Here is a 24,226-nt window from a genome sequence, read left to right as displayed (position 1 = left end):
AACTTACCTCGCATGAATACTGAACTTACGCTCAACAAGCTTGAGTAGCCCGGTCGAAACGCTGGTAAAAAATAGAAAGATGAGCGCGACAGCCATGTAAAAGGTAAACGGCATTTTCGTCGTACCTGCCGCCAACGAGCTCATTCTCACCATGTCATCCAGGCCGATGATGGACACTAACGCTGTGGTCTTGAGTAACACTAACCAGTTATTACCAAATCCAGGTAATGCATGACGAATCATCTGAGGCAGTAAGATTCTTCTAAACGATAAGGCTGAGCTCATACCATAAGCTTTCGCCGCTTCTAGTTCACCTTTGTCCACCGCCATGATCGCTCCGCGAAAAGTCTCCGCCATGTAGGCACCAAAGATAAAACCAATCGTGAGTACACCTGCAATAAATGGGCTGACATCAATATAATCAGGTAAGTAAGACGTCCACTCATGGTTTGGATCACTCGAAGCAAACCACTCATTGAGCGTTTCGTTAATGGAGTACAGGCTATTGTTTAAAAGTATTTGTCCACCAAAGAAAATCAGCATCATCAGAACCAAATCTGGAATGCCGCGAATGACGGTGGTGTAAAGAGTGGCAATCGCCCTTGCCCATTTGTAAGGCGCTAGCTTAGCTAATGCGCCAAGCATACCTAAGATCACCGCAAGAAGGAGTGAAAGCACTGCAACTTCTATCGTTACTAAAGCCCCTTTTAAAATCGAAGCTTCGTATCCTTGTAAATCTAGCATAGGTGAGTTCCTAATCCCTAAACTCAAAAAATCGACCGTTGACTACTTCTAGGAACAAGCCAACGGTCGCTTAATTACGGTTTATTCACCGTACACATCGTAGTTAAAGTATTTACCAGCAATTTCTTGATAAACACCTTTCTCACGTAGTGAAATTATCGCCGCGTCCAATTTCTTCGTTAGATCTTTATCTTGTTTACGCACGGCAATGCCAAAGCCTTCACCGAACCACTTAGGATCGGTCAATGACGGACCAACAAACTCGTACGCGTCGCCGCCCGCTTTATTAAGCACACCTTCTTCTAGAGCAGAGGCGTCGCCCAATACAGCGGCAACACGACCATTGGCTAAATCTAGGTAAGCCTCATCAAAAGAACCGTAACGAACAATTTCTACTTTATCGCCATAGTTATCTGTCAGATATTTGTCGTGTGTTGTTGCACGTTGAACGGCGATTTTCTTGCCATCTAGGTTGTCAAAATCCAGATTCGCACCCTTCTTGGCAATAAATTTGTTTGGAATCAGTGCGTATTTGCCCGTGAAATCGACTTTCTTCTTACGCTCTTCAGTAATAGACATCGCAGCGATGATTGCGTCGTACTTACGCGCTAATAGAGAAGGAATGATGCCATCCCAATCTTGCGCGACAATCTTACATTTCACTTGCATTTCCTCACAAAGCGCGTTGGCCATGTCTACGTCGAAGCCTTTAAGAGAACCATCCGTTTCTGTCCAGCTAAACGGAGGGTAAGCACCCTCAATGCCGAAGCGAACTGTTTTCCATTCTTTCGCTTGAGCGACACCAGATACTGCCGTTGCAGCGATCGTTGCTGCTAATAACCACTTTTTCATTTCCATACTCCTGTGATTGCTATTTTATTTCGTTTTGTTTGTTGTGCTGGCTTAGGAGGCAATAGTCTGCCGCCTAAAAATATTAGTAAATGGATGAGATAAACTGCTGTAATCGTTCCGAATCCGGGTTTGTAAATAGCTTAGCTGGATTTCCCTGTTCTTCCACTAAGCCTTGATGCAAGAACATCACATGGTTTGATACGTCTCGCGCAAACGCCATTTCGTGCGTGACCACCAGCATGGTTCGTCCTTCATCTGCCAAATCTCTCATTACCCCTAATACTTCCCCAACTAGTTCTGGGTCAAGCGCAGAGGTTGGCTCGTCAAACAACATCACTTCAGGGTCAACTGCTAGCGCACGGGCAATAGCGGCACGTTGCTGCTGACCGCCAGATAAGTGTCCAGGATAATAGTCTTTACGCTCATATAGGCCTACTTTCTTAAGCAAGACTTCTGCGTTTTCAATCGCTTGGGCTTTTGGCACGCCTAGAACATGAACAGGGGCTTCAATCACGTTTTCTAGTACTGTCAGGTGTGACCATAAGTTGAAACCTTGGAACACCATCGCTAGACGTGAGCGAATACGTTGCACTTGCTTTTCATTAGCAGGAACGGATTCCCCTGCTCGGTTGTTCTTCATTTGGATTAATTCACCATTCACCCAAATTTCGCCTGCGGTAGGCGTTTCTAGCAAGTTGATACATCTAAGAAAGGTACTCTTACCAGAACCGGAAGAGCCAATGATGGAGATGACATCTCCTTTGTGCGCGGCAAGAGAAATTCCCTTGAGAACTTCATTTTGTCCAAATGTTTTGTGCAGGTCTTTTATATCTAGCGCTGGTACATCATTCATGCGCTCTACTCCCTGTGTTTTTGTCACTGCAATTAAGGGACTCCGCCCTCTCTAATTCGGAACAAATTAGCACCACGCCCTGAAACTTGCAACAAATTATTAACCTAAATAATTCGAATAGAAAGATACGATAGCCAAATTAATATGCAATATATAGCAACTTATTCTTCAAAAGCTGAATATTAAATATAAAAAAGCCCCTTTAGAAGGGGCTTAATAAAATTACAAAAGTGTTAATTGAAACTTATTTAGGGTCGTAATGAATTAATTAAAACGACTGACTACCAATGAGTTTGAAGTACGTAATGTCACTTCATTTTCTAGGCCTTCTTTTTCAGAAGTAATGACGCCATCCAAGTCTTCATCTAGCTCAGGCTCTGACGCTTCACCATTAGAAAAGAAGCTCATGAAAACTTTAGAGTCGATATTGCTATCGTCACTCAATACCAAAGCAGTGCGATTAAAATCGTCCGAAGCTGAAACTTTCAAACCGTTAACGGCTGATGTTGGGAAATTGTAGTAATGGAGCTCAGGAACAACAACAGAGTCACTGTCACTCTTTGTGAAAATACGATGTGTGACTTTATAGTCGCCTGAAGCCGCAAAGTAAGCAACACGAGTAAAGCCTTCTGTAGACGATGTTAAACCCATGTCCAGATCAATCACCGAGTCTGCACTTCCTTGTGTTGATACACTTGGTTTTGTGTTTGGCAGGTTATCAATATTTAAGTAAGAGCTTGGATCAACGTCAATATCCCATCCATCAGAGACCGTTTCGTTAAGTAGAGACTCCCAACCATTAACTTGATTCTCTGAGAACGCCATGTAGACCCAAGTTTCTTTATTCGTTGCACTAGGACGACTATATTCAACGGCCGTTTTATCTAGCTTCAGCGCATCATACGCAAAGCCGTTAGTAACAAAACCAATGTGGAGAGTGTCGTAAGTATAATCAGAAGACGAATAAATGTTTGACGTATTATCCGCTCTGACTAAGGCGATCTCACCAGTCCCCCACGAACCAATACCATACTGGTACAGCACTTTGTCGCTTGAACCAGATTCATACTGGAACAACGCCGTTGGCTCACCTTTAAGGCCCATAAGTTCATCGGTAGGCAACATATCAGGGTTAGGTGACGTGAAAATATCGGTTTGCGAGACAAAGTTGTAGTCTCCACCACCTGATTCAGCATTTCGGTAATCTAGGTTAGTAAACTTATTGCTTGCTAAGTTACCGCCAGTAAAGCACTTGTTCAAAGAGTCTCGGTTAAGGGCAAACGTGGCATTACGTAGTTTCTTATCTTGTAAGAATTCTTTTGAAAACGTATTTACGCGAGCTTCTCTACCGTTAAATTCTATTGCTTGAAACGTTACAAAGCCGCCGTCAGGAATATCTTCAAGATAAAACTTAAAGTTATCAGTGGTTGGTTTGATGATGTCTCCGGCTCTTTTGCCATCTGCATCAGAGTAGTAACCGATAACATAGTTAGTCACTTGCTCTTTTGACGCTGCGCTATAGGTTAAAACCGTTTTATCACCGTTCAGCTCAGTTTTGTGGTCATACACCGTACAACCTTTCGCAGTAGCTTCACTTTCAGTCATTGTTGCTGGTATAGCAAAATCAAAAGTAAACGCTGTTTTCGGCGCAGCACCACCGCCGCCACCGCCACCGCCGCCACAACCGACCATTAACCCTGAGATGATTGCCACTAGTGGCAGTACTTTAAGCTGTTTCATGTCTTTTTCCTAAACTGAGCGGCAATGATTAGCCAAAAAATCGTCTTTGCCCTGTAGAAAGCAAGAATAAAGCCAGCTTTATATAATCATCATGAATATTGATATTTACCCTGCATCCCAGAACGATAAGAGCAACAAATTCTAATTTTATGCAACTTGTGTAATGAAATTACACAAGATTTCACCATCTCATTCGCATGCCAGAAACTTTCTGTAGTTTTATTTCACAACCATTCTTAAAGTGATCTAAATCAATCACCCTAAATGGCTATCTTGCTAGACTCCTGCCAAAAGATGAGGATTTTTTTGTGCCTCAACACAATAAGTTATTAGCTATGCTTAGGCACAATGTCGACGTGTAACAAATCTAATAATAGCTAGCATAAGCGTGCCGCAGGATGCGGATTAACACAATTGAATGAAGAATTCATAACTTTTAAATATATGAGGAATCTATGTCAGACGCAGTTAACAAAACGCACTCTGATTCAGATATCGAGACCAAGAGCTACCGTGAGCTTCATCGTCCAGCATCTGAGTTCGCAAGCCGTTCAGACTACCTAGACCACGAACTACAAATTATGAAGCCGCGTCGTTTCGGCTTAAACTTGCCAGGTCGTGACTTCCGTTTTGAACTTGAAGATCTTGTTCCAGCACTTGCCGGTACGATTGGTATTATCGCGATGTACTCTGCGGTAATGATGTCTTGGGCTGAAGGCCTAACTGCCGCATGGGACCATGTTAACCTGGGCAAAGATTTCGCCATCGAAGTTGCCCGTGTAGAGATGCTCATCCCTGCACTTCTTTTCTGTGTACTTGCTTCTGGCTTTATTAACCCTAAAGCCAACCTAGCAGGTAACCACGGCCCAATGATCCCTCTTATTGGTACCATCGCGCTTGCTGGTGCTCACCCTCTTGCATTGGCAATTCTCATTGGTGTGTTTGGTTTAATTCTGAGCCTGTTAAAAGGTGGTTCAAAACTGGTTAACCTCACCTCTGAAGGTACGGCTGGTGGCCTTCTCATCTTCTTGGGTTTAACCGGAACGATGAGCCAAATTAATTCCATTCAAGCTTGGGCTGTTGGTTTGCAATCCGACACAGTTGCCGCAGGTAGCATGGGTTACATCGGTCTAATCGTTCTTGCGGTTACTATTGGCCTATACGCGTTCCTTGCTAAAGTGAACAAACGCTGGCTAGCAATCCCTGTTTGTGCCTTCACTGGCCTTGCAATCGCACTTGTTCTTGGCGCAGGCTTCGATATTAAATTCGTAACCGAGACGGGTCTTCCAAACCTAAACCCAATCTACTGGTGGGGTTCAACAGAAGAAGGTTGGATGCTTGGTCTTCCTAATATGGAACACTTCATTGCTTCTCTACCATTCGCAATTCTTGCTGTAGCAATGTGGTCTCCTGACTTCTTGGGTCACCGCATCTTCCAAGAAATGAACTACCCACGTAAGAGTGAAAAAGTACTGATGGACGTTGATGACACAATGACAATGTGTTCTGTGCGCCAAATGGTCGGTACCGCTGTCGGTGGTGGTAACATCACATCATCTTGGGGGACTTACATGATCCCTGCAGCAATCGCGAAGCGCCCTATTCCTGGCGGTGCAATCTTACTAGGTTCTCTATGTATTATTGTTGCAATCCTTGGTTTCCCTATGGATGTTGCTGTATGGCCACCAGTTATGCGCGTTGCTCTTCTCGTTGGTGTCTCTCTACCATTGCTTGAAGCAGGCATGCAGATGGTGAAAGACTCAAAAGATTCACAAGCAGCAGGCATCTGTATCTTTGGTTCAGCAGTCGTTAACCCTGTTCTAGCTTGGGCACTAACTATGCTTTTAGATAACAACGGCTTAATTGGTGATAAAGAGCGCGCGTCTCGCTTGTCATTTGTAGACAAGATTGTGATCCCAGTAAGCGTACTTATTATCTGTTTAGTTGCTATGCTTGCAGTTGGTATGCTTGAAGGCCAATATGGCATCCAAGCTTGGCTGTAAAGCTGACAGTTCAGAAAATGTGTGGGTAGCGCTAGTCGCTACCCCATTTTTATCGAGATTTTTGAGGATTTATTGATTTAGTTTAAGGTTTGCAAAAAAATTTTAGTTTAACCTCTAACTGTTGCTTAAAAAGAGAAACGTTAAAACTAGTGACAATATTTATAGTTTTGTAACTCGAACATTTAAATTTAAGACTATAAATATTGTTATTCATAAGAGTGTACTGTTCCCCTCTTTAACTTGGGGATAGCTGGCTCAACGGCGAAGCAGTACGTATTTTTTTCTACTAAAAAGGTAGGTATGTCATGGCAGAGCAATTTGCTAAAGCTTGGGAAGGTTTTGCTGCAGGCGACTGGCAAAACGAAGTAAACGTTCGTGATTTCATTCAGAAGAACTACACTCCGTACGAAGGCGACGAATCTTTCCTAGTTTCTGAAGGTACTGAAGCGACTAACAAGCTTTGGGCTAAGGTAATGGAAGGCATCAAACAAGAGAACGCGACTCACGCTCCTGTTGATTTTGATACTTCAGTTATCTCTACCATCACTGCTCACGATGCAGGCTACATCGAAAAAGACCTAGAAACTATCGTAGGTCTTCAAACTGACGCTCCTCTAAAACGTGCGATCATCCCTAACGGTGGTATCCGTATGGTTGAAGGTTCATGCAAAGCCTACAACCGCGAGCTTGACCCACAAGTTAAGAAAATCTACACAGAATACCGTAAAACTCACAACCAAGGCGTTTTCGACATCTACACTCCACAAATCATGGCGTGTCGTAAGTCTGGCGTATTGACTGGTCTTCCTGATGCATACGGTCGTGGTCGTATCATCGGTGACTACCGTCGTGTTGCTCTATACGGTATTGATTTCCTAATGAAGGATAAATTCGCACAGTTCTCTTCTCTACAAGAGCGTTTCGAGAACGGCGAAGACCTACAAATGACAATGCAGCTTCGTGAAGAGATCGCAGAGCAACACCGTGCTCTAGGTCAAATCAAAGAAATGGCTGCAAAATACGGTTGTGACATTTCTCGTCCTGCTGAAACTGCACAAGAAGCTATCCAGTGGACTTACTTCGGTTACCTAGCTGCTGTTAAATCTCAAAACGGCGCGGCAATGTCTCTAGGCCGTACTTCTACGTTCCTAGACATCTTCATCGAGCGCGATATCGCTGCTGGCCGCATCACAGAAGAACAAGCTCAGGAAATGATCGACCACTTCGTAATGAAACTACGTATGGTTCGTTTCCTACGTACTCCTGAGTACGATGATCTATTCTCTGGCGACCCTATCTGGGCAACTGAGTCTATGGGTGGTATGGGTCTTGACGGTCGTACGCTAGTTACTCGTACAAACTTCCGTTTCCTAAACTCACTATACACAATGGGTCCTTCTCCAGAGCCAAACATCACTGTTCTTTGGTCTGAGCAACTACCTGAAGGCTTCAAGAAGTTCTGTGCGAAAGTGTCTATCGATACTTCTTCAATCCAGTACGAAAACGACGACCTAATGCGTCCAGACATGAACTCTGACGACTACGCAATCGCATGTTGTGTATCTCCAATGGTTGTTGGTAAGCAAATGCAGTTCTTTGGTGCTCGTGCTAACCTTGCGAAAACTATGCTTTACACCATCAACGGTGGTGTGGATGAGAAGCTAAAAATCCAAGTTGGTCCACAAATGCCGAAGATCGAAGGCGATGTACTGAACTACGATGAGTTGTGGGAGAAAATGGACCACTTCATGGATTGGCTAGCGAAGCAGTACGTGACTGCACTAAACGCTATCCACTTCATGCACGACAAGTACAGCTACGAAGCGGCACTAATGGCTCTACATGACCGTGACGTTAAACGTACTATGGCTTGTGGTATTGCTGGTCTATCTGTTGCGGCTGACTCTCTGTCTGCAATCAAATACGCAAAAGTTAAGCCAATCCGTGACGAAGACGGTCTAGCAATCGACTTCGAAATCGAAGGTGATTACCCTAAATTTGGTAACAACGACCCACGCGTTGATGATATCGCATGTGAACTTGTTTCTGTATTTATGGGCAAAATCCGTAAGCTTAAGACTTACCGTGATGCAATCCCTACTCAGTCAATTCTTACTATCACTTCAAACGTGGTTTACGGTAAGAAAACTGGTAACACACCTGACGGTCGTCGTGCTGGTGCTCCATTTGCTCCAGGTGCTAACCCAATGCACGGTCGCGATGAGAAAGGTGCCGTAGCATCACTAACTTCAGTTGCAAAACTGCCGTTTGCTGACGCACAAGATGGTATCTCTTACACATTCTCTATCGTACCTAATGCACTAGGTAAAGATGAGGGTTCACAACGCGCTAACCTAGCTGGCCTGATGGATGGTTACTTCCACCACGAAGCGGGTATCGAAGGTGGTCAACACCTAAACGTGAACGTTCTTAACCGCGAAACTCTAGAAGACGCTGTTAAGCACCCAGAGAAATACCCTCAGCTAACAATCCGTGTATCTGGTTACGCTGTTCGCTTTAACTCTCTAACTGCAGAGCAACAAGCTGACGTAATCGCACGTACATTCACAGAGTCTCTATAAGACTTTAGCGAAATAACGTTTTAGTGATACAACAAAGGCTGATGCTTAGAAGCATCAGCCTTTTTTTATTTCTTGAATGAAAGTTGTGATATTACGAAAGATTTTGCCCACATTCTTACGTATGATGCGAAAAAAGTTAGTAAATAAAGTATATGAAACTCAGTAAATTAATTGTTCTTACTCTTCTTTCTCCAGTTGCGATGGCATCCACTAAGTCTACGGTCTCTTTTACACTCGACAATGATGGTATTTTCGGCGTCGACCAAGACTACACAAATGGTATTTTTCTTTCCTACGCAACAGGCCAACTGAAACAAGAAAGCCAATGGAAATGGCTGAGTCTGGCTGACTCAGAACACGCCAATATCGATAAAATAGAGTTGGTTCTTGGCCACAAAATGTGGACTCCGAGCGACATTGAAGCGGATTATCCACTGGTCAATGATCGCCCATATGCGGGTTATCTACATACTGAGATCAACTATCTTTCTTTGACTGATAATAAGGCCGTCCGCTACAACTTCACCATCGGTGCAACAGGTGAAAGTTCGCTTTCAGAAAAAGCGCAAGAAATCGTTCACGGCATAACAGGCTCGACTGACCCACAAGGTTGGGATTACCAGATCGACGATAAAGTAGCGTTTAGCCTTGGCTACCGCGTATTTAATAAATTGATGCGCAGCGAAGAACAAAAAACGCAATGGGAAATCACCAACATTAACGACATCAATGCGGGTAACTTCCGTAGTGATGTCTCTCAAGGCGTCATGTTTCGTTGGGGTACAAACCTAGCAAGCAGCATCGGAGCCGCCAATATTAGTGTTGAGAGCCCGTTCTCAGCGAGTATGCTCGCACAGGATACTTCAAGCTGGTTCTTATTTACGGGGTTTGAAGGTCGTTACCGTTTCAATGACATGACCATCGAAGGTGATCGCCCTGGTATTCCTGAGCCATCCGCGCCATACGACGTCACACTGCAAAATTGGCAAGCAAGCGCCGTAGCGGGTGCAACTTGGTATAACCAAAATTACGGTGCAAGCCTAACCTTTACGATAAAAACGCCAGATTATGAAGAATCCCAAACTGATATTTATGGGACAGGCTCCTTCTCTGTGTTCGCCTTTTTCTAAAAGCTGACTTATCCCTGTATCCGCACCAATCTAAATACGAGGCAAGTTCTCTCGTTTGGTATTAACCAACCCTGTGATCAAGCATTTATTTAGATTGGTCTATCTATTTTCTTTCTTCACATAACCTTGCCTTTAGTACCGACAAAGCTGTTTTAACCCTGCTTTTTGTAATAAAATAACAGCTAGAATTTACTAGTAATGAGAGCAAAAGATGTCAACAACTGGTCGTATTCACTCATTTGAGTCATGTGGTACCGTAGACGGACCTGGTATTCGTTTTATCGTCTTCTTGCAAGGTTGTTTGATGCGCTGTAAGTATTGCCACAATCGCGATACATGGGATACGCATGATGGCAAAGAAGTTACGGTTGAAGAGATCATTTCCGAAGCGAAAAGTTACCGCCACTTCATGAATGCATCAGGTGGTGGCGTTACTTGTTCTGGCGGCGAAGCGATGCTTCAGCCTGAATTTGTACGGGACTTTTTCCGCGCAGCTAAGGCAGAAGGTATTCATACGTGTCTAGATACGAACGGTTATGTTCGTAAACACACTGATGTTATTGATGAAGTACTGGATGCAACAGACTTAGTAATGCTTGATATCAAGCACATGAAAGATGAAGTGCACCAAGATCTCATCGGCGTATCGAACCGACGTACATTGGACTTTGCTCGTTACTTGCAAAAAATCGGAAAGAAAACTTGGATTCGCTATGTAGTCGTGCCTGGTTACACAGATGACCCTGAAGCAGCACACATGCTTGGTGAGTTTATTAAAGATATGGATAACATCGAAAAGGTCGAGTTACTTCCTTATCACAAATTGGGTGCCCATAAATGGGAAGCATTGGGCTTAGAATACCCACTCGAAGGGGTAAACCCTCCACCGAAAGAAACGATGGACGAGATTCAATCCATTCTTGCGCAGTACAACGATAACGTAAAATACTAAGTGAACAGCAAGACTAACCTCTTTAAAATACCAGCAATATGCTGGTATTTTTTTAACTATACCTAAGTACCTTCAATGAATCTCTATGAGGTGATTTAGGTATAAAAAGAACAATAGAAATGATTGCGTCATGATCGCATAGGAAGGTAGTAACATGGATTGGTTTAACTTGGGCTCGCTGGTTGTCATACTTTGGATAGTACTCGCCTACTGTCTACCAGATTGGAAAAAAGTCGTTTGGCCCAAGCTTGAAAAGGAAAAAGCATTTCAGCACCTCGTTTTTGCAACACTCTTTTTTTTCAGTATCTTATGGGTAACTCAAGCTGGCGTAAAAGAAGGACTACAGATTCATTTTCTCGCGCTAACAACGCTGACGATGATGTATGGTTGGCGTATGGCCTTTCTAATCAGTATCCCCGCAATGCTGGTCAACCACCTGCTACATGATGTGTCGTTGTTGCAGTTACCCACATCTTTAGTATTGTCTGCCCTGCTTCCTATCTTCATTAGTTACCTCGTCTTTCTTTTGAGTTATCACTACTTGCCAAGAAACATTTTTGTATTCATCTTCGTTGCAGGTTTTTTCAACGGCGCGATAACAGGAAGCCTGCATCTGCTGATTAACTCCTTTTACCATTTATCGGTTGGTCATTACGATTGGGAAACCATTCAACATAACTACTTTATTTTTGTACCGTTGCTTGCCTTCCCTGAGGGCCTATTAAATGGTATGTCACTGGCTGTTTTAACCGTATTCAAGCCAGAGTGGCTAAGAGTATTTTCAGACCGAGACTACATATACAATCATTACCATAAATAAGTGTTTTTAAACTGGTCAAAAGTGACAGTTCTTGCCATTTTTTAGTATTAAATATGTGTTGAGATCATGTTTCACTCATGTCTTAAGCGTTAACCTAAGCACATTAAAAATGTATTAGATATCTAGTGAGGTCATCATGGAAATGTCAAACGCTCAACGTTTGATTCTATCAAACCAATACAACCTTATGTCTCAACTTGATCCAAGTAATGCGGCCAAATACAAACGCTTACAAACGATCGTTGAACGTGGCTATGAGCTACAAATGCGTGAGTTGAATAAAGATTTCGGCTGTCTCTCAGAAGCGGAGTGTCGTGAGATCATCGACGTTATGGAGATGTATCACGCGATGCAAGAATCTTACAACATGCTCGATACCGAAGATCGTAACAAAGTGGATCAGCGCCGCTTGCAGTTCCTTGGGTTTGATATTGCTTCGGAGGCCCAACAAGTCCATTACGTACGCTTCCTTATTGATTCTGAAGGTCTGTACCCTCAATTTGATAAAGCAGACCATCACTTTAACAGCCAAATGCCAATGCTGGATAAATACCGTCGTATGCTACAAACTTGGCGCAACTGCCCTCGTCAGTACCATTTATGCGAAAACGAGCTTGTACAAATCTTCAGCGCATAAAATATTCGTCTACGAAAAGGAAAGCACTCGCTTTCCTTTTTTATTTGCCCTGTCACAACCTTACCGCTGCTTTTTCACCTTCTTACGCTTCCCTTGTGCGATGTAGAGCAATGAATCACTGAGACTCTTCTGTCTTTGCCAAATATTTGATTTCTATTGCACCTATTCACGACATAAATTCATCTTCAGTGAAAGAGTGATTCAAATGTCACTTTTGCAATAAATTCATAATTGTTAAGCAAAATTGCAAATCCCCGACTAGGCTTAAGTAGAGAAAGGCTGTGATTGAAAGATTCATACCCACCGCTCACCGTTGTAATGAAAAAACTGTCCATAAAGCAAAGTCTTTGGTGTCGCCAATCTTACATTCTGTACGAACCAAATGTGATAACAGGACGTATATTCAAACAACAAGGAGCATAACAATAGGTGGGAAAGCCTGAATCAACGTTCGTCGGTAGACTGACTATTAAAGGGGAAAGCGACATGAGTATTTTCGACCACTATCAATCAAGATATGAAGCTGCAAAAGATGAAGAGATGTCGTTACAGGAGTTTCTAGCCCTGTGTAAGGATGACAAAAGCGCTTATGCTAATGCAGCAGAACGCCTACTGATGGCGATCGGTGAACCAGAGATAATCGATACGGCAAAAGACCCGAGATTGAGCCGCATCTTCTCGAATCGTGTTATCTCTCGTTATGAAACCTTTAAAGATTTTTATGGTATGGAAGATGCCATAGAGCAAATTGTGTCTTACCTAAAACACGCAGCGCAAGGTTTAGAGGAACGTAAGCAGATCCTATACCTACTCGGTCCTGTCGGCGGTGGTAAGTCCTCACTAGCAGAAAAACTTAAGGCTCTGATGGAACAGATGCCTATCTATGTTCTTACTGCCAATGGCGAACGCAGTCCAGTGAATGACCATCCATTCTGTCTATTCAAAGCCACGGAAGACGGCGATATTTTGAAAAAAGAATATGGTATCGAGCAACGTTATCTTCGCTCAATTATGTCACCATGGGCCGCTAAGCGCCTTCATGAATTTGGCGGCGATATCACTAAATTTAAGGTAGTGAAAGTTCGCCCTTCAATTCTCGATCAGATCGGTATTGCTAAAACAGAACCAGGGGATGAAAACAACCAAGATATTTCATCACTGGTTGGTAAAGTCGATATCCGTAAACTCGAACATTATTCGCAAGACGACCCCGATGCCTACAGCTACTCCGGTGCGCTGTGTAAAGCAAATCAAGGTTTAATGGAATTCGTTGAGATGTTCAAAGCGCCGATCAAAGTACTTCACCCACTTTTGACGGCAACGCAAGAAGGTAACTTCAACGGTACTGAAGGTCTATCTGCGATTCCATTCGACGGTATGATTCTGGCTCACTCGAACGAGTCTGAGTGGCAGACTTTCCGTAACAACAAAAATAACGAAGCCTTCCTCGACCGTGTGTACATTGTAAAAGTACCTTACTGTCTCCGCGTATCCGAAGAAGTGAAAATCTACCAAAAACTGCTTGAAAACAGTGAGCTGTCTCAGGCCCCTTGCTCTCCAAGCACGCTCGAAACTCTAGCGCAATTCAGTATTCTTTCACGCCTGAAAGAGCCTGAAAACTCATCCATTTTCTCAAAAATGCGCGTCTACGATGGTGAAACACTCAAAGACACCGATCCGAAGGCAAAAAGCTATCAAGAGTATCGTGATTATGCGGGTGTTGATGAAGGCATGAATGGTCTCTCTACACGTTTCGCCTTTAAGATTTTGTCACGCGTATTTAACTTCGACCAAACTGAGGTGGCAGCCAACCCTGTACACCTGTTCTATGTGATTGAACAACAGGTTGAACGTGAACAGTTCCCTGCTGAAACGGCAGAGAAATATCTCGAGTTCTTGAAAGGCTACCTAGTGCCTCGCTACGTTGAATTTATTGGTAAAGAGATTCAGACCGCTTATCTCGAGTCTTACTCTGAATACGGTCAGAACATCTTCGACCGCTATGTCACCTACGCAGACTTCTGGATTCAAGACCAAGAGTACCGAGATCCAGAAACTGGTCAGCTATTTGATCGATCTTCACTCAACGCTGAACTAGAGAAGATCGAGAAAACCGCTGGTATTTCTAACCCGAAAGATTTCCGAAACGAAATCGTTAACTTTGTGCTTCGTGCGAAAGCGAATAACAATGGTCAAAACCCGGTTTGGACCAGCTACGAAAAACTGCGCACAGTAATCGAGAAGAAAATGTTCTCCAATACCGAAGAGCTACTTCCGGTTATCTCATTTAATGCGAAAACCTCTTCTGAAGATCAGAAGAAGCATGACGACTTTGTCGCTCGCATGATGGAAAAAGGCTATACCGAGAAACAGGTTCGCCTACTTTCTGAGTGGTACCTACGAGTACGTAAGTCATCCTAACCCAGTATTGAGTTAGGTCGCTTGTGAAACATGAAGAGGGCTATTTCATGGCGCAATTTATAGACCGAAGGCTCAATGGCAAGAACAAGAGCGCTGTTAATCGACAGCGCTTCTTGAAGCGCCACAAAGAGCAAATAAAAGAGTCGGTAGCAGACGCAGTGAATCGACGCTCGATTACTAATACGGAAACGGGCGAAGACGTCTCTATCCCTCACAAAGACATCAATGAGCCGATCTTTCATCAAGGCAAAGGTGGTGTTCGCGAACGAGTTCATCCCGGCAATGACCAGTTCATTACTGGTGATAAAATTGAGCGTCCTAAAGGTGGCGGTCAAGGTAGTGGCTCGGGAGAAGGCAATGCCAGTCCAGATGGAGAAGGCCAAGACGAATTTGTATTCCAAATATCAAAAGATGAGTACCTCGATATTTTGTTCGAAGATCTCGAGCTGCCTAATCTAGAAAAAAACCAAATTGCCAAAATTACTGAATGGAAAACGCACCGCGCAGGCTTTCAAACTGCTGGTATCCCTTCAAACATTGCGGTAGTACGTTCGCTACAACAATCTCTTGCACGACGTACGGCAATGACCGCAGGTAAGAAACGTCTTCTCAAAGAGCTAGAAGATGAACTTGCTCGTATCAAAAACATTGAACCCGCTCAGCAGTTTGAAGAGAACCGCTTGAAGGCTGAAATTGAAGAGCTGCGTAAGAAAATTGAGGGGGTTCCATTTATTGACACCTTCGACTTACGCTTTAAAAACTATGAAAAACGCCCTGTACCATCTAGTCAAGCTGTGATGTTTTGTTTGATGGACGTATCGGGCTCGATGGATCAAGCAACGAAAGACATCGCAAAACGTTTTTACGTTCTGTTATACCTGTTCTTAACTCGTACTTACGAGAATGTAGACGTTGTCTTTATTCGCCACCACACCCAAGCGAAAGAAGTGGACGAGCACGAGTTCTTCTACTCGCAAGAGACCGGGGGCACCATTGTATCCAGCGCATTGAAACTGATGGACGAAATCGTAAAAGAGCGCTATCCAATTGGACAATGGAACATTTATGCTGCGCAAGCATCTGATGGCGATAACTGGGCAGATGACTCGCCAAGATGCCGCGATCTATTAGTGAACAAACTACTGCCAAACTGTCAGTACTACTCCTACATAGAAATTACGCGACGCTCGCACCAAACTCTATGGCATGAGTACGAAAAGCTTACCGATGAATTTCCGAACTTCGCAATGAAAAACATTCGCTCTGTGGAGGATATTTTCCCAGTCTTCCGTGAACTATTCCAAAAAGAAACGGCGTAAGGAGGCTAGCGATGAGTACCGCAACGAAAAACCTCTCAGGAGAGGCGCCTAAGAAGCGTAATAGTAAAATGCTGCCAGATGGACCGGATTGGACATTTGAGCTGTTGGAACGCTACCACAAAGAGATTAAGCGTGTCGCACAACACTATCGCCTAGACACTTACCCTAACCAGATAGAAGTGATTACTTCCGAACAAATGATGGATGCCTACTCAAGTATTGGTATGCCCATCAATTACAACCACTGGTCGTTTGGTAAAAAGTTCATCCAAACGGAACAGAACTATAAGCATGGTCAAATGGGGTTAGCCTACGAGATTGTCATTAACTCCAATCCGTGTATCGCCTATTTGATGGAAGAAAATACCGTGACAATGCAAGCGCTAGTGATTGCTCACGCTTGTTACGGGCACAACTCTTTCTTCAAAGGTAATTATCTGTTCCAAACCTGGACGGACGCTAGCTCCATCATCGATTATTTGCTGTTTGCCAAAAAGTATTTAGCTGAATGTGAGGAGCGATATGGAGTACAGGAAGTGGAAAAACTGCTCGACTCCTGCCACGCCTTAATGAACTTTGGTGTGGATCGTTACAAGCGACCAGAAAAAATCTCCATTACCGAAGAGAAAGCGCGACAAGAAGAACGCGAGGCATACTTACAGTCTCAAGTGAATGAATTGTGGCGCACAGTACCAAGAGCCAAAACCAAAGAGGAAGATCTTAAAGAGCGGTTCCCAAGCGAGCCTCAGGAAAACTTGCTCTACTTTTTCGAAAAGCATGCCCCGCTACTAGAGCCGTGGCAACGTGAAGTCGTGCGGATTGTACGCAAAATCAGTCAGTATTTTTATCCGCAAAAACAAACGCAGGTCATGAACGAAGGCTGGGCAACATTCTGGCATTACACCATTCTCAACCATCTTTACGATGAGGGTTTAGTATCCGAAAAGTTCATACTAGAGTTCTTACATAGCCATACCAGTGTGGTAGCTCAACCGCCTTATAATAGCCCTTACTTTAATGGTATTAATCCATACGCCTTGGGCTTTGCAATGTTCCGAGATATTAAACGTATCTGTGAAGAACCAACTGATGAGGACAAGGAGTGGTTTCCGGATTTGGCAGGAACAGATTGGTTAGATGCGGTACATTTCGCGATGCATAATTTCAAAGATGAAAGCTTCATTAGCCAATACCTTTCTCCGAAATTAATGCGTGATTTCAAGCTGTTTGCGATCAACGATGATGACCACAAAAACTTTATTGAAGTCGCCGCGATACACGATGAGATGGGTTATAAACGCATTAGAGAAACCTTAGCCGCTCAGTACAACTTATCTAATCTTGAGCCAAACATTCAGGTATTTAATGTCGATGTTCGTGGGGACCGCTCACTCACGTTGCAATACGTACCTCATAACCGAATCCCGCTTGATGACAGTTACGAAGAAGTTCTGAAACACGTATACCGATTGTGGGGATTTGATGTCATTCTGCAAGAAGTAAAAGACACAGGTCACCGAGAAGTCTTAGCGACCTGCCCTAAACGAAACCAATATGACACAAACATCTAACTAATACTTGGATATAAGCAACAAAAAGGCTCCTAATTCAGGAGCCTTTCTCGTTCTTAATTCAATGTGACCTTTAGTTATGCTTGCTTCGCCACAATAGCGCGCACCGCCTCTAGATCTTCTGGCGTATCAACGCCGGCTGCTGGCGCTTCTTTCGCTACCGCTACATGAATTTTTTCACCGTACCAAAGCACTCGTAGTTGCTCAAGGCACTCGATCTGCTCCAATGCGCTCGGAGCCCAGTTTACATACGTATTAATGAAACCAGCTCGATAAGCATAAATACCAATATGACGCATTAATGGATTGGCAATGATTTTGTCTTGTTTGGCAAAGTTATCGCGATCCCAAGGGATAGTTGCTCGGCTAAAGTACATCGCATAGCCTTGCTCATTAGCCACAACTTTAACTGCATTCGGATTGAACACTTCTTCTTCCGAGTCTATTTCTACGGCTAATGTCGCCATCGGAGCATCACACCCCGATAAGTTATCAGCAACCTGACGAATGATAGACGGTGGAATCAAAGGCTCGTCCCCTTGCACATTAACAATAATGTGGTCTGCAGGAATAGCCATCTTTTCAACAACTTCAGCAAGGCGTTCAGTACCTGATTCGTGGTTAGGAGAGGTCATACAGACTTTACCACCAAACGACGAGACAGCATCAGCAACACGCTCGTCATCAGTTGCCACGATAACATCTTCCGCACCCGCTTGTAGCGCTTGCTCGTAAACCCACTGAACCATAGGTTTACCGCCAATATCCGCTAACGGTTTACCAGGCAAGCGGCTCGATGCGTAACGCGAAGGAATGACAACCGTAAAAGACATTAGCGTCCCTCATCCATACTCATAGTACGAGCCTCAGGCTCGAGCAGAACGGGAATACCCTCTTTGATCGGGTAAGCGAGGCGATCCAATTTGCAGATCAACTCTTGATTCTCTTTATCGTACGTCAGCTTACCTTTGCAAACAGGGCAAGCTACAATCTCAAGCAGACGGTGATCCATAAGCCGCTTTAACCTCTTTTATTCTATTTAAAATTTGCTCTGCATCGTTTGGTTCAAACTGGGCAGATACAGGCAGATACCACCAATTATCTTGCGCATAATGGCTGCACTTGACAGCATCTTTCTCGGTCATAATCACATTGGCCCCTTGTTGAGCCAATGCTTCTAATTCTTGTTGGTCAAAGTCTTGATGGTCAGCAAAACCTTTTGTGACTTTAACATCTGCGTTCATCGAGTTTAGTGTATGAAAAAATCGTGGTGGATGCCCAATCCCTGCAAATGCCACTAGCTCTTTTAACTCAGAAACTTCCACAAGTTGCTTAGTCTTGAGGTTAATGGCTTTAGATGGCGCTAAAGTCATTGCGATTTCGCCCGTATGTGCTTGACCGCCATTGGTGATGATAAAGTCGACTTCAGCAAGGCGCTCGACCCCTTCACGAAGTGGGCCAAGCGGAATGAGGCTTTCATTCCCAAATCGGCGATTCCCATCCACAATCACTAACTCAATATCACGGCCTAACGCATAATGTTGTAACCCATCGTCCGTAATAATGATATCCACACCTGACTCAAGCAGTGCTTTCACTGCATTTGAACGCACCGGGTCTACCGCAACAGGCGCTCCTGTGCGGCGATGAATCAACTTAGGCTCATCACCACAATGTTTCGCAGGCGTATCTTCTTTTAGCACTAACGGATAGGCAGGAGCTTTTGCTCCATAGCCACGAGAAACGACCCCTGGCTTAAGCCCAAGCTGTTGCAGTTGCTCAACAAGCCAAACCACAACTGGTGTTTTGCCATTACCACCAGCTGTGATATTGCCGACAACAATAACAGGGATAGGCGCGTTGTAGGCTTGCTTACGGCCTGTTTGATATTGCTTTCGCTTAGACTTACTTATTGCTCCAAATAATACACTCAGTGGCCACAAAAGCGGCCACAAGAGGTATTTTATTGGATGGTTTTCAAACCAGATTTTTTCAACCACCGCGTTTATTCACCAAACTGAATACGGTGCAATTGTGCATACGCACCATTTTTTGCAATAAGATCGGCGTGGTTGCCACGCTCAATGATGGCGCCATCATCAACCACAAGAATTTCATCGGCTTTCTCGATTGTGGATAAGCGGTGCGCAATCACGAGTACCGTTTTGTCTTTCTGCAGTTCATCTAATGCAGCTTGGATAGCGCGTTCGGATTCCGTATCCAAAGCAGAGGTCGCCTCATCAAGAATCAATACCGGTGCATCACGCAATAGAGCACGTGCAATAGCGACACGTTGACGTTGACCGCCAGATAGACTCGCGCCATTTTCACCAATCATGGTATCAAGCCCATCATCCATTTTGCTGATGAATTCCATAGCATGCGCGAGTTTTGCCGCTTTCTCGATATCACTGCGCTCGTATTTTCCATCCGTTGCGTAAGCAATATTGTTTGCAATCGTGTCATTAAATAAATGAACATTTTGTGATACTAGCGCAAACTGCTGACGCAAGTTCTTTAGCTCGTATTCACGAATATCATGTCCGTCTAATGTGATGGAGCCACTATCAACATCATAGAAACGATTGAACAAGTTCGCGATGGTACTTTTACCGGAACCGGAACGACCAACCAGCGCAACGGTCTTCCCTCTTGGAATATCGAAGCTGACATTTTCCAATGCTGGCTTTTCTGCGCCAGTATAAGTAAAGCTTACGTTTTTAACTGAAACATCGCCATTTGCGCGTTCAACTGTCAACTTACCTTCGTTTTTCTCAGGCTCAAGGTCAATCAACGCAAAGAGCGTTTGGCTCGCGGCCATACCACGTTGGAACTGAGAGGTAACGTTAGTAAGCGCTTTAAGCGGACGCATCAAACCAAACATCGCAGAGAAGACAACGGTAAATGTACCTGGAGTCAGTTGCTCTTTAATCGAGTCAATACTTGCTAAGTAAAGAACGGCAACAATAGCAAGTGACGCAATCATTTGGATGATAGGGTTAGCCGCTGCTTGAGCTGTCACCAACTTCATGCTTTGTTGACGCATTTGGTTGCTGACCTTCTCAAATCGTTTACGTTCGATATCTTGACCGCCGTAGCTCAACACGACTTTATGGCCTTTCAGCATCTGCTCTGCTGACGCAGTCACGTTGCCCATCATTGTCTGCATATTTTTGGATATTTTTCTAAAACGTTTAGAAACGACACCAATACCCCACGCGACAACGGGAGCAACAGCAAACAGCACTAACGACAACTGCCAGCTGTTGTAAAACATCAGGACTAACAGGCCAATGATACTTGCACCTTCGCGAACGATGCTCACTAACGCCTGGCTGGTTGCCGCAGATACTTGCTCTGAATCGTAGGTAATACGTGACAATAAATTGCCCGTCTTTTCCTTATCGAAGTAAGACACTGGCATATGCATAAAGTGATTGAATACCATGCGGCGGACTTGCATAACCACATTGCCGGATACCCAGCTCAAACAGTATGTGGAGACAAATCCACTTATGCCACGGACAAACATCATGGCAAAAATAATCAATGGAAGCGTGCGTAGAAAATCAGATTCAGCGTTCCCAAAACCTTCATCTAGTAATGGTTTTAATAGGGAAATCATATAGGTATCTGATATAGCATTAATAACTAATGCAATGACTGCAACGACAAGACCTGACTTGTAAAGGCGAATAAATTGCCATAGACGCTTAAACGTCTGCCAAGTCGTTTCATCAGTATTTATCGACATAGAAGTGCTTTATTTTCTTACATTAAGACTCTCATTCTACTCCCTTACGCAGCATCTGCCTATACCAAGGCTCAAATGTATCGCTACGTTTGGTTTCTGAGCGCCAATTATCACGGTGAATAGAGAAGCTTACCTGACCATATTCCCCAGTATCAAGCCAAGTAATGTCAAGCTTGCGATATGCTGCAACAACATGTTCTGCCGGCATTCCCCATTGATTATTTTTTGCCAAAGAAGCAACGGCCACACTCGGGTTTACCGCTTCAATAAAGCGAGGATTCGATGAACTTTTACTACCATGATGAGGGACCAACATCACATCACTTTTTAACTTTTCAGGCTCCCTGAGCAAGATCCACTCGCTAATGGTCTCAATATCACCAGTAAAAAGCATACTGAACGTAGAAATAGGGTCGGTAAGACGTAGTACACAGGAGTGCGGATTATATGCACGTTGAACAAGAGCAGGAGGCCAAAGTACTTCTATATTTAACCCTTGCCATTTCCAATGATCGCCGCGAGTACAAGACTCATATCCGATAAAGTTTTGGCTACTGAGTTTGCGCTGTGGCGAAAAGGCATCTTCAATGAACAAGCGCCCTCCTGCATGGTCATTGTCGGAATGGCTGATGATCATCGTATCGATGCTTTCATAACCTCGTTGATGCAAGACCGGAGTGACGACCTGCTCCGCAATACTGCCATTTTGCCATGCTTTACCTGTATCATAGAGCAACACTTTATCGTCTTTTTCTACAATCACCGCAAGGCCATGGCCCACATCTAGTACATCAATGCGCCAATGTTGCTGATCATATTCCGATGTAAGCTTAATACTAATTACAATGCCAAGTAACAAACACCACGCGTACTGAAACATGAATCGTTGAAACACCAAGCAAACAATTCCCGCCAGAATCAACCCTGTCATTTCTATACTAATGGGTTGCCAGGAGCCTATCGCGTACTGAATTGACGTGCTCAATGGCTGCAATGACCAGTCCACCAACTGCCACAGATACTTTGCTATCATTTCAAGAAATAAAGATGAAAACAGGGCCAGAAACATCAAAGGCACAACGATAAATCCGAACCAAGGAATAAACGCCAAGTTGTATGCAATTGATGACAAACTGAAACCAGAAAAGTAATAGCCACTAATAGGCACGATTAACACACTCAACATCAATTGAGTAAGCAATAGCACTTTTAACTTCGCTTTCCAGCCCCCGTTTTGATGCCGAATCAAATTGATTGCGAACAACACTGCGCAAACTGACAAATACGATAACCAAAAACTCATGCTATACGATGCAAAAGGTTGAACAAGCAGTTGTAGCGCTACCGCGAGCAAAAGTACCCGCCAGGAAGCCCAGTGCACTAAGGTATATTTGAGAACGACGTAAATAACACATACCGACACCGCGCGGGTAGTAGGTAATGAGAAGTCCGCTAACCAAGCATAGGCAACGGCAAACATCAGCCCACATAAGCTAGGCAATAGCTGGTATTGAGGTAACGCATAACGAATGGCACCGCCCACCACTAGCCCAAAAGTAAACGCCATACCAATATGTAAGCCCGAAATCGAGACCAAGTGCAGTAAACCACTGTCTCTGAGTCGTTGCCAATCCTCCTTAGATAACCAAGAGCGATCGGCAAAAACTAACGCATTTATTAACGAGAAATGATGAAGGGAGGACACATCCTCCGAAACATCAGCGATAATGGCTTGGCGCAAAGATGTAGTAGAACGAATAATCCAGGTAACATCCTTGTTAACAACACCGCGTGCGATAATACTTTTACCCATTGCGTGCTTTTCGGCGTCAAAACCAGCTTCGTTGCGTAGGCCTGTAATCGGCTTTAGCGAGACAGATGTCGTAAACTCACTGTTAACATCGAGTGGAAAAGGCGTAATAAGACGGATTTTAGGTTTAAGAAAAGGTAACAGAGTTTGAGAATTTACCTTTTTTAGAGCCACAATGCCTTCATATCCGTGACTTATTTGCGTAAAAGGGCTGTCAACTTTACCAATTATGGTAATATTCTCCCCTGCTTGAAAAAGGGCTTGTCTCTGAGACTCCAATACATTGCCGTGGACGATGACAACCATAAAGCCCGCAATTGCGCCTATGCTAATTAAGCCACGACGTAATTTGATTATTGAGCCAGTGGTTATTATTCCCAGCAGCAACCAACGCCAATCTGGTATTGTCGGCCACCAAGCTGACGAAATTACGCTCGCTACAAATAACGCCAAGGTCCAACTTTTTTCTGAGAGAGTCATGCTGTCCTATGCCTAGAAAGCTGATAAAACGCTTCATGCCAGATCATGAATTGATCAAACGCCAAAAAGCATTGAAGGTCTTCGGCAATGTGTTGTACAACCCGAACTTATGGTGTTTAAATCGTCGCTCGGCGTCTGGGGCTTTTGCTGTCGGGTTATTTATGGCATTTGTTCCGCTACCAAGCCAAATGATCATGGCTGCAGGTTTGGCAATCATGCTTGGCGTCAATTTACCTCTCTCCGTCGCTTTGGTATGGATAAGCAACCCTATAACCATGCCTGTGTTATTTTATTTTGCGTATAAGCTTGGCGCTTTAGTGATGCATGTTCCTCCGCAACCTTTCCACTTTGAACTTTCGTGGGAATTCATCATGCAACAGATGAGCACTATTGGCCCTCCATTCTTATTAGGCTGTGCTATCTGTGGTGTTGTATCCGCGATTATTGGCTACTTCGGCATTAGAGGACTTTGGCGCTACTCAGTGGTTCGGAGCTGGCAAAAACGCAAAATAAGATAAGACGTTACTGCATAAAAATCAGCATTTGTGCTATCAGTTG

At 44.0% G+C, this 24,226-nt stretch carries 19 protein-coding genes; 10 read left to right on the top strand and 9 right to left on the bottom strand.

Annotated elements, in window-relative coordinates; genetic code table 11:
* Positions 1-3: 3 nt before the first annotated feature.
* From NDJ01_RS10890 to NDJ01_RS10875, 4 genes are all read right to left on the bottom strand, one after another.
* Entirely contained in the window at positions 4-744 is a 741-nt protein-coding gene (locus NDJ01_RS10890; RefSeq protein WP_006742137.1) for an ABC transporter permease, read from the bottom strand.
* A gap of 81 nt (positions 745-825) precedes the next feature.
* Entirely contained in the window at positions 826-1,596 is a 771-nt protein-coding gene (locus NDJ01_RS10885) for an ABC transporter substrate-binding protein (RefSeq protein WP_012841998.1), read from the bottom strand.
* A gap of 82 nt (positions 1,597-1,678) precedes the next feature.
* Positions 1,679-2,449 (bottom strand): ABC transporter ATP-binding protein, encoded by a 771-nt coding sequence (locus tag NDJ01_RS10880; protein ID WP_005378438.1) that lies wholly within the window; start codon positions 2,447-2,449, stop codon positions 1,679-1,681.
* Between the two features lie 264 nt (positions 2,450-2,713).
* A complete protein-coding gene (locus tag NDJ01_RS10875; RefSeq protein ID WP_258586688.1) occupies positions 2,714-4,189 on the bottom strand; it encodes a 54K polar flagellar sheath protein A in 1,476 nt (491 codons plus the stop codon).
* A gap of 455 nt (positions 4,190-4,644) precedes the next feature.
* On the opposite strand from NDJ01_RS10875, the gene NDJ01_RS10870 reads away from it, so the two are divergent.
* From NDJ01_RS10870 to NDJ01_RS10830, 9 genes are all read left to right on the top strand, one after another.
* Complete coding sequence (locus NDJ01_RS10870) at positions 4,645-6,192, top strand: DUF3360 family protein (protein WP_005390668.1); 1,548 nt, start codon at positions 4,645-4,647, stop codon at positions 6,190-6,192.
* Between the two features lie 305 nt (positions 6,193-6,497).
* Positions 6,498-8,774 (top strand): formate C-acetyltransferase, encoded by a 2,277-nt coding sequence (pflB, locus tag NDJ01_RS10865; RefSeq protein WP_005390666.1) that lies wholly within the window; start codon positions 6,498-6,500, stop codon positions 8,772-8,774.
* Positions 8,775-8,926: 152 nt separating this feature from the next.
* A complete protein-coding gene (locus NDJ01_RS10860; protein WP_257082244.1) occupies positions 8,927-9,904 on the top strand; it encodes a lipid A deacylase LpxR family protein in 978 nt (325 codons plus the stop codon).
* Between the two features lie 211 nt (positions 9,905-10,115).
* Complete coding sequence (gene pflA, locus NDJ01_RS10855; protein ID WP_005390663.1) at positions 10,116-10,856, top strand: pyruvate formate lyase 1-activating protein; 741 nt, start codon at positions 10,116-10,118, stop codon at positions 10,854-10,856.
* 154 nt (positions 10,857-11,010) lie between these two features.
* Positions 11,011-11,676: an energy-coupling factor ABC transporter permease gene (locus NDJ01_RS10850; protein WP_257082239.1), complete on the top strand. Its 666-nt coding sequence runs from the start codon at positions 11,011-11,013 to the stop codon at positions 11,674-11,676.
* Positions 11,677-11,812: 136 nt separating this feature from the next.
* Complete coding sequence (locus NDJ01_RS10845) at positions 11,813-12,313, top strand: YfbU family protein (protein ID WP_053807154.1); 501 nt, start codon at positions 11,813-11,815, stop codon at positions 12,311-12,313.
* Between the two features lie 486 nt (positions 12,314-12,799).
* On the top strand, positions 12,800-14,734 hold the full coding sequence (locus tag NDJ01_RS10840) for a PrkA family serine protein kinase (protein WP_005390658.1): 1,935 nt from the start codon (positions 12,800-12,802) through the stop codon (positions 14,732-14,734).
* Positions 14,735-14,781: 47 nt separating this feature from the next.
* Positions 14,782-16,053, top strand: a complete 1,272-nt coding sequence (locus NDJ01_RS10835; protein ID WP_005390656.1) for a YeaH/YhbH family protein — start codon at positions 14,782-14,784, stop codon at positions 16,051-16,053.
* Between the two features lie 11 nt (positions 16,054-16,064).
* Positions 16,065-17,624, top strand: a complete 1,560-nt coding sequence (locus NDJ01_RS10830; RefSeq protein WP_006742146.1) for a SpoVR family protein — start codon at positions 16,065-16,067, stop codon at positions 17,622-17,624.
* 77 nt (positions 17,625-17,701) lie between these two features.
* Here the strand turns inward: NDJ01_RS10830 and kdsB are convergent, their stop codons facing one another.
* The 5 genes from kdsB to NDJ01_RS10805 are packed head-to-tail and all read right to left on the bottom strand — an operon-like array spanning position 17,702 to position 23,668.
* Positions 17,702-18,457, bottom strand: coding sequence for a 3-deoxy-manno-octulosonate cytidylyltransferase (kdsB, locus tag NDJ01_RS10825; RefSeq protein ID WP_005390653.1), 756 nt, complete (start codon positions 18,455-18,457; stop codon positions 17,702-17,704).
* Positions 18,457-18,636, bottom strand: coding sequence for a Trm112 family protein (locus NDJ01_RS10820; protein ID WP_005390649.1), 180 nt, complete (start codon positions 18,634-18,636; stop codon positions 18,457-18,459). Before NDJ01_RS10820 ends, kdsB begins: the two co-directional genes overlap by 1 nt.
* Positions 18,617-19,624 carry a tetraacyldisaccharide 4'-kinase gene (gene lpxK, locus NDJ01_RS10815; RefSeq protein WP_006742147.1) on the bottom strand — a complete coding sequence of 336 codons (1,008 nt, stop codon included), beginning with the start codon at positions 19,622-19,624 and terminating at the stop codon, positions 18,617-18,619. The genes NDJ01_RS10820 and lpxK overlap by 20 nt, the downstream gene beginning before the upstream one ends.
* Before the next feature lie 5 nt (positions 19,625-19,629).
* Complete coding sequence (msbA, locus tag NDJ01_RS10810) at positions 19,630-21,378, bottom strand: lipid A ABC transporter ATP-binding protein/permease MsbA (protein WP_005390646.1); 1,749 nt, start codon at positions 21,376-21,378, stop codon at positions 19,630-19,632.
* A 31-nt stretch (positions 21,379-21,409) separates the two neighbouring features.
* Positions 21,410-23,668, bottom strand: a complete 2,259-nt coding sequence (locus NDJ01_RS10805) for a DNA internalization-related competence protein ComEC/Rec2 (protein WP_258586687.1) — start codon at positions 23,666-23,668, stop codon at positions 21,410-21,412.
* An 8-nt stretch (positions 23,669-23,676) separates the two neighbouring features.
* Here NDJ01_RS10805 and NDJ01_RS10800 point away from each other — a divergent pair, with 8 nt between their 5' ends.
* Complete coding sequence (locus NDJ01_RS10800; RefSeq protein WP_005390643.1) at positions 23,677-24,186, top strand: DUF2062 domain-containing protein; 510 nt, start codon at positions 23,677-23,679, stop codon at positions 24,184-24,186.
* Positions 24,187-24,226 lie beyond the last annotated feature (40 nt).

Origin of the sequence: Vibrio sp. HS-50-1, from assembly GCF_024747315.1 — a bacterium.
GTDB classification, from domain to species: Bacteria; Pseudomonadota; Gammaproteobacteria; order Enterobacterales; family Vibrionaceae; genus Vibrio; species Vibrio diabolicus.
This window is presented reverse-complemented; position numbering and strand designations above follow the sequence as displayed.

Bases quoted from the DNA above. Each gene is read 5' to 3' on its own strand.
- NDJ01_RS10890 (WP_006742137.1), bottom strand. From the start codon at position 744: ATGCTAGATTTACAAGGATACGAAGCTTCGATTTTAAAAGGGGCTTTA.
- NDJ01_RS10885 (WP_012841998.1), bottom strand. From the start codon at position 1,596: ATGAAAAAGTGGTTATTAGCAGCAACGATCGCTGCAACGGCAGTATCT.
- NDJ01_RS10880 (WP_005378438.1), bottom strand. From the start codon at position 2,449: ATGAATGATGTACCAGCGCTAGATATAAAAGACCTGCACAAAACATTT.
- NDJ01_RS10875 (WP_258586688.1), bottom strand. From the start codon at position 4,189: ATGAAACAGCTTAAAGTACTGCCACTAGTGGCAATCATCTCAGGGTTA.
- NDJ01_RS10870 (WP_005390668.1), top strand. From the start codon at position 4,645: ATGTCAGACGCAGTTAACAAAACGCACTCTGATTCAGATATCGAGACC.
- pflB (WP_005390666.1), top strand. From the start codon at position 6,498: ATGGCAGAGCAATTTGCTAAAGCTTGGGAAGGTTTTGCTGCAGGCGAC.
- NDJ01_RS10860 (WP_257082244.1), top strand. From the start codon at position 8,927: ATGAAACTCAGTAAATTAATTGTTCTTACTCTTCTTTCTCCAGTTGCG.
- pflA (WP_005390663.1), top strand. From the start codon at position 10,116: ATGTCAACAACTGGTCGTATTCACTCATTTGAGTCATGTGGTACCGTA.
- NDJ01_RS10850 (WP_257082239.1), top strand. From the start codon at position 11,011: ATGGATTGGTTTAACTTGGGCTCGCTGGTTGTCATACTTTGGATAGTA.
- NDJ01_RS10845 (WP_053807154.1), top strand. From the start codon at position 11,813: ATGGAAATGTCAAACGCTCAACGTTTGATTCTATCAAACCAATACAAC.
- NDJ01_RS10840 (WP_005390658.1), top strand. From the start codon at position 12,800: ATGAGTATTTTCGACCACTATCAATCAAGATATGAAGCTGCAAAAGAT.
- NDJ01_RS10835 (WP_005390656.1), top strand. From the start codon at position 14,782: ATGGCGCAATTTATAGACCGAAGGCTCAATGGCAAGAACAAGAGCGCT.
- NDJ01_RS10830 (WP_006742146.1), top strand. From the start codon at position 16,065: ATGAGTACCGCAACGAAAAACCTCTCAGGAGAGGCGCCTAAGAAGCGT.
- kdsB (WP_005390653.1), bottom strand. From the start codon at position 18,457: ATGTCTTTTACGGTTGTCATTCCTTCGCGTTACGCATCGAGCCGCTTG.
- NDJ01_RS10820 (WP_005390649.1), bottom strand. From the start codon at position 18,636: ATGGATCACCGTCTGCTTGAGATTGTAGCTTGCCCTGTTTGCAAAGGT.
- msbA (WP_005390646.1), bottom strand. From the start codon at position 21,378: ATGTCGATAAATACTGATGAAACGACTTGGCAGACGTTTAAGCGTCTA.
- NDJ01_RS10805 (WP_258586687.1), bottom strand. From the start codon at position 23,668: ATGACTCTCTCAGAAAAAAGTTGGACCTTGGCGTTATTTGTAGCGAGC.
- NDJ01_RS10800 (WP_005390643.1), top strand. From the start codon at position 23,677: ATGCCTAGAAAGCTGATAAAACGCTTCATGCCAGATCATGAATTGATC.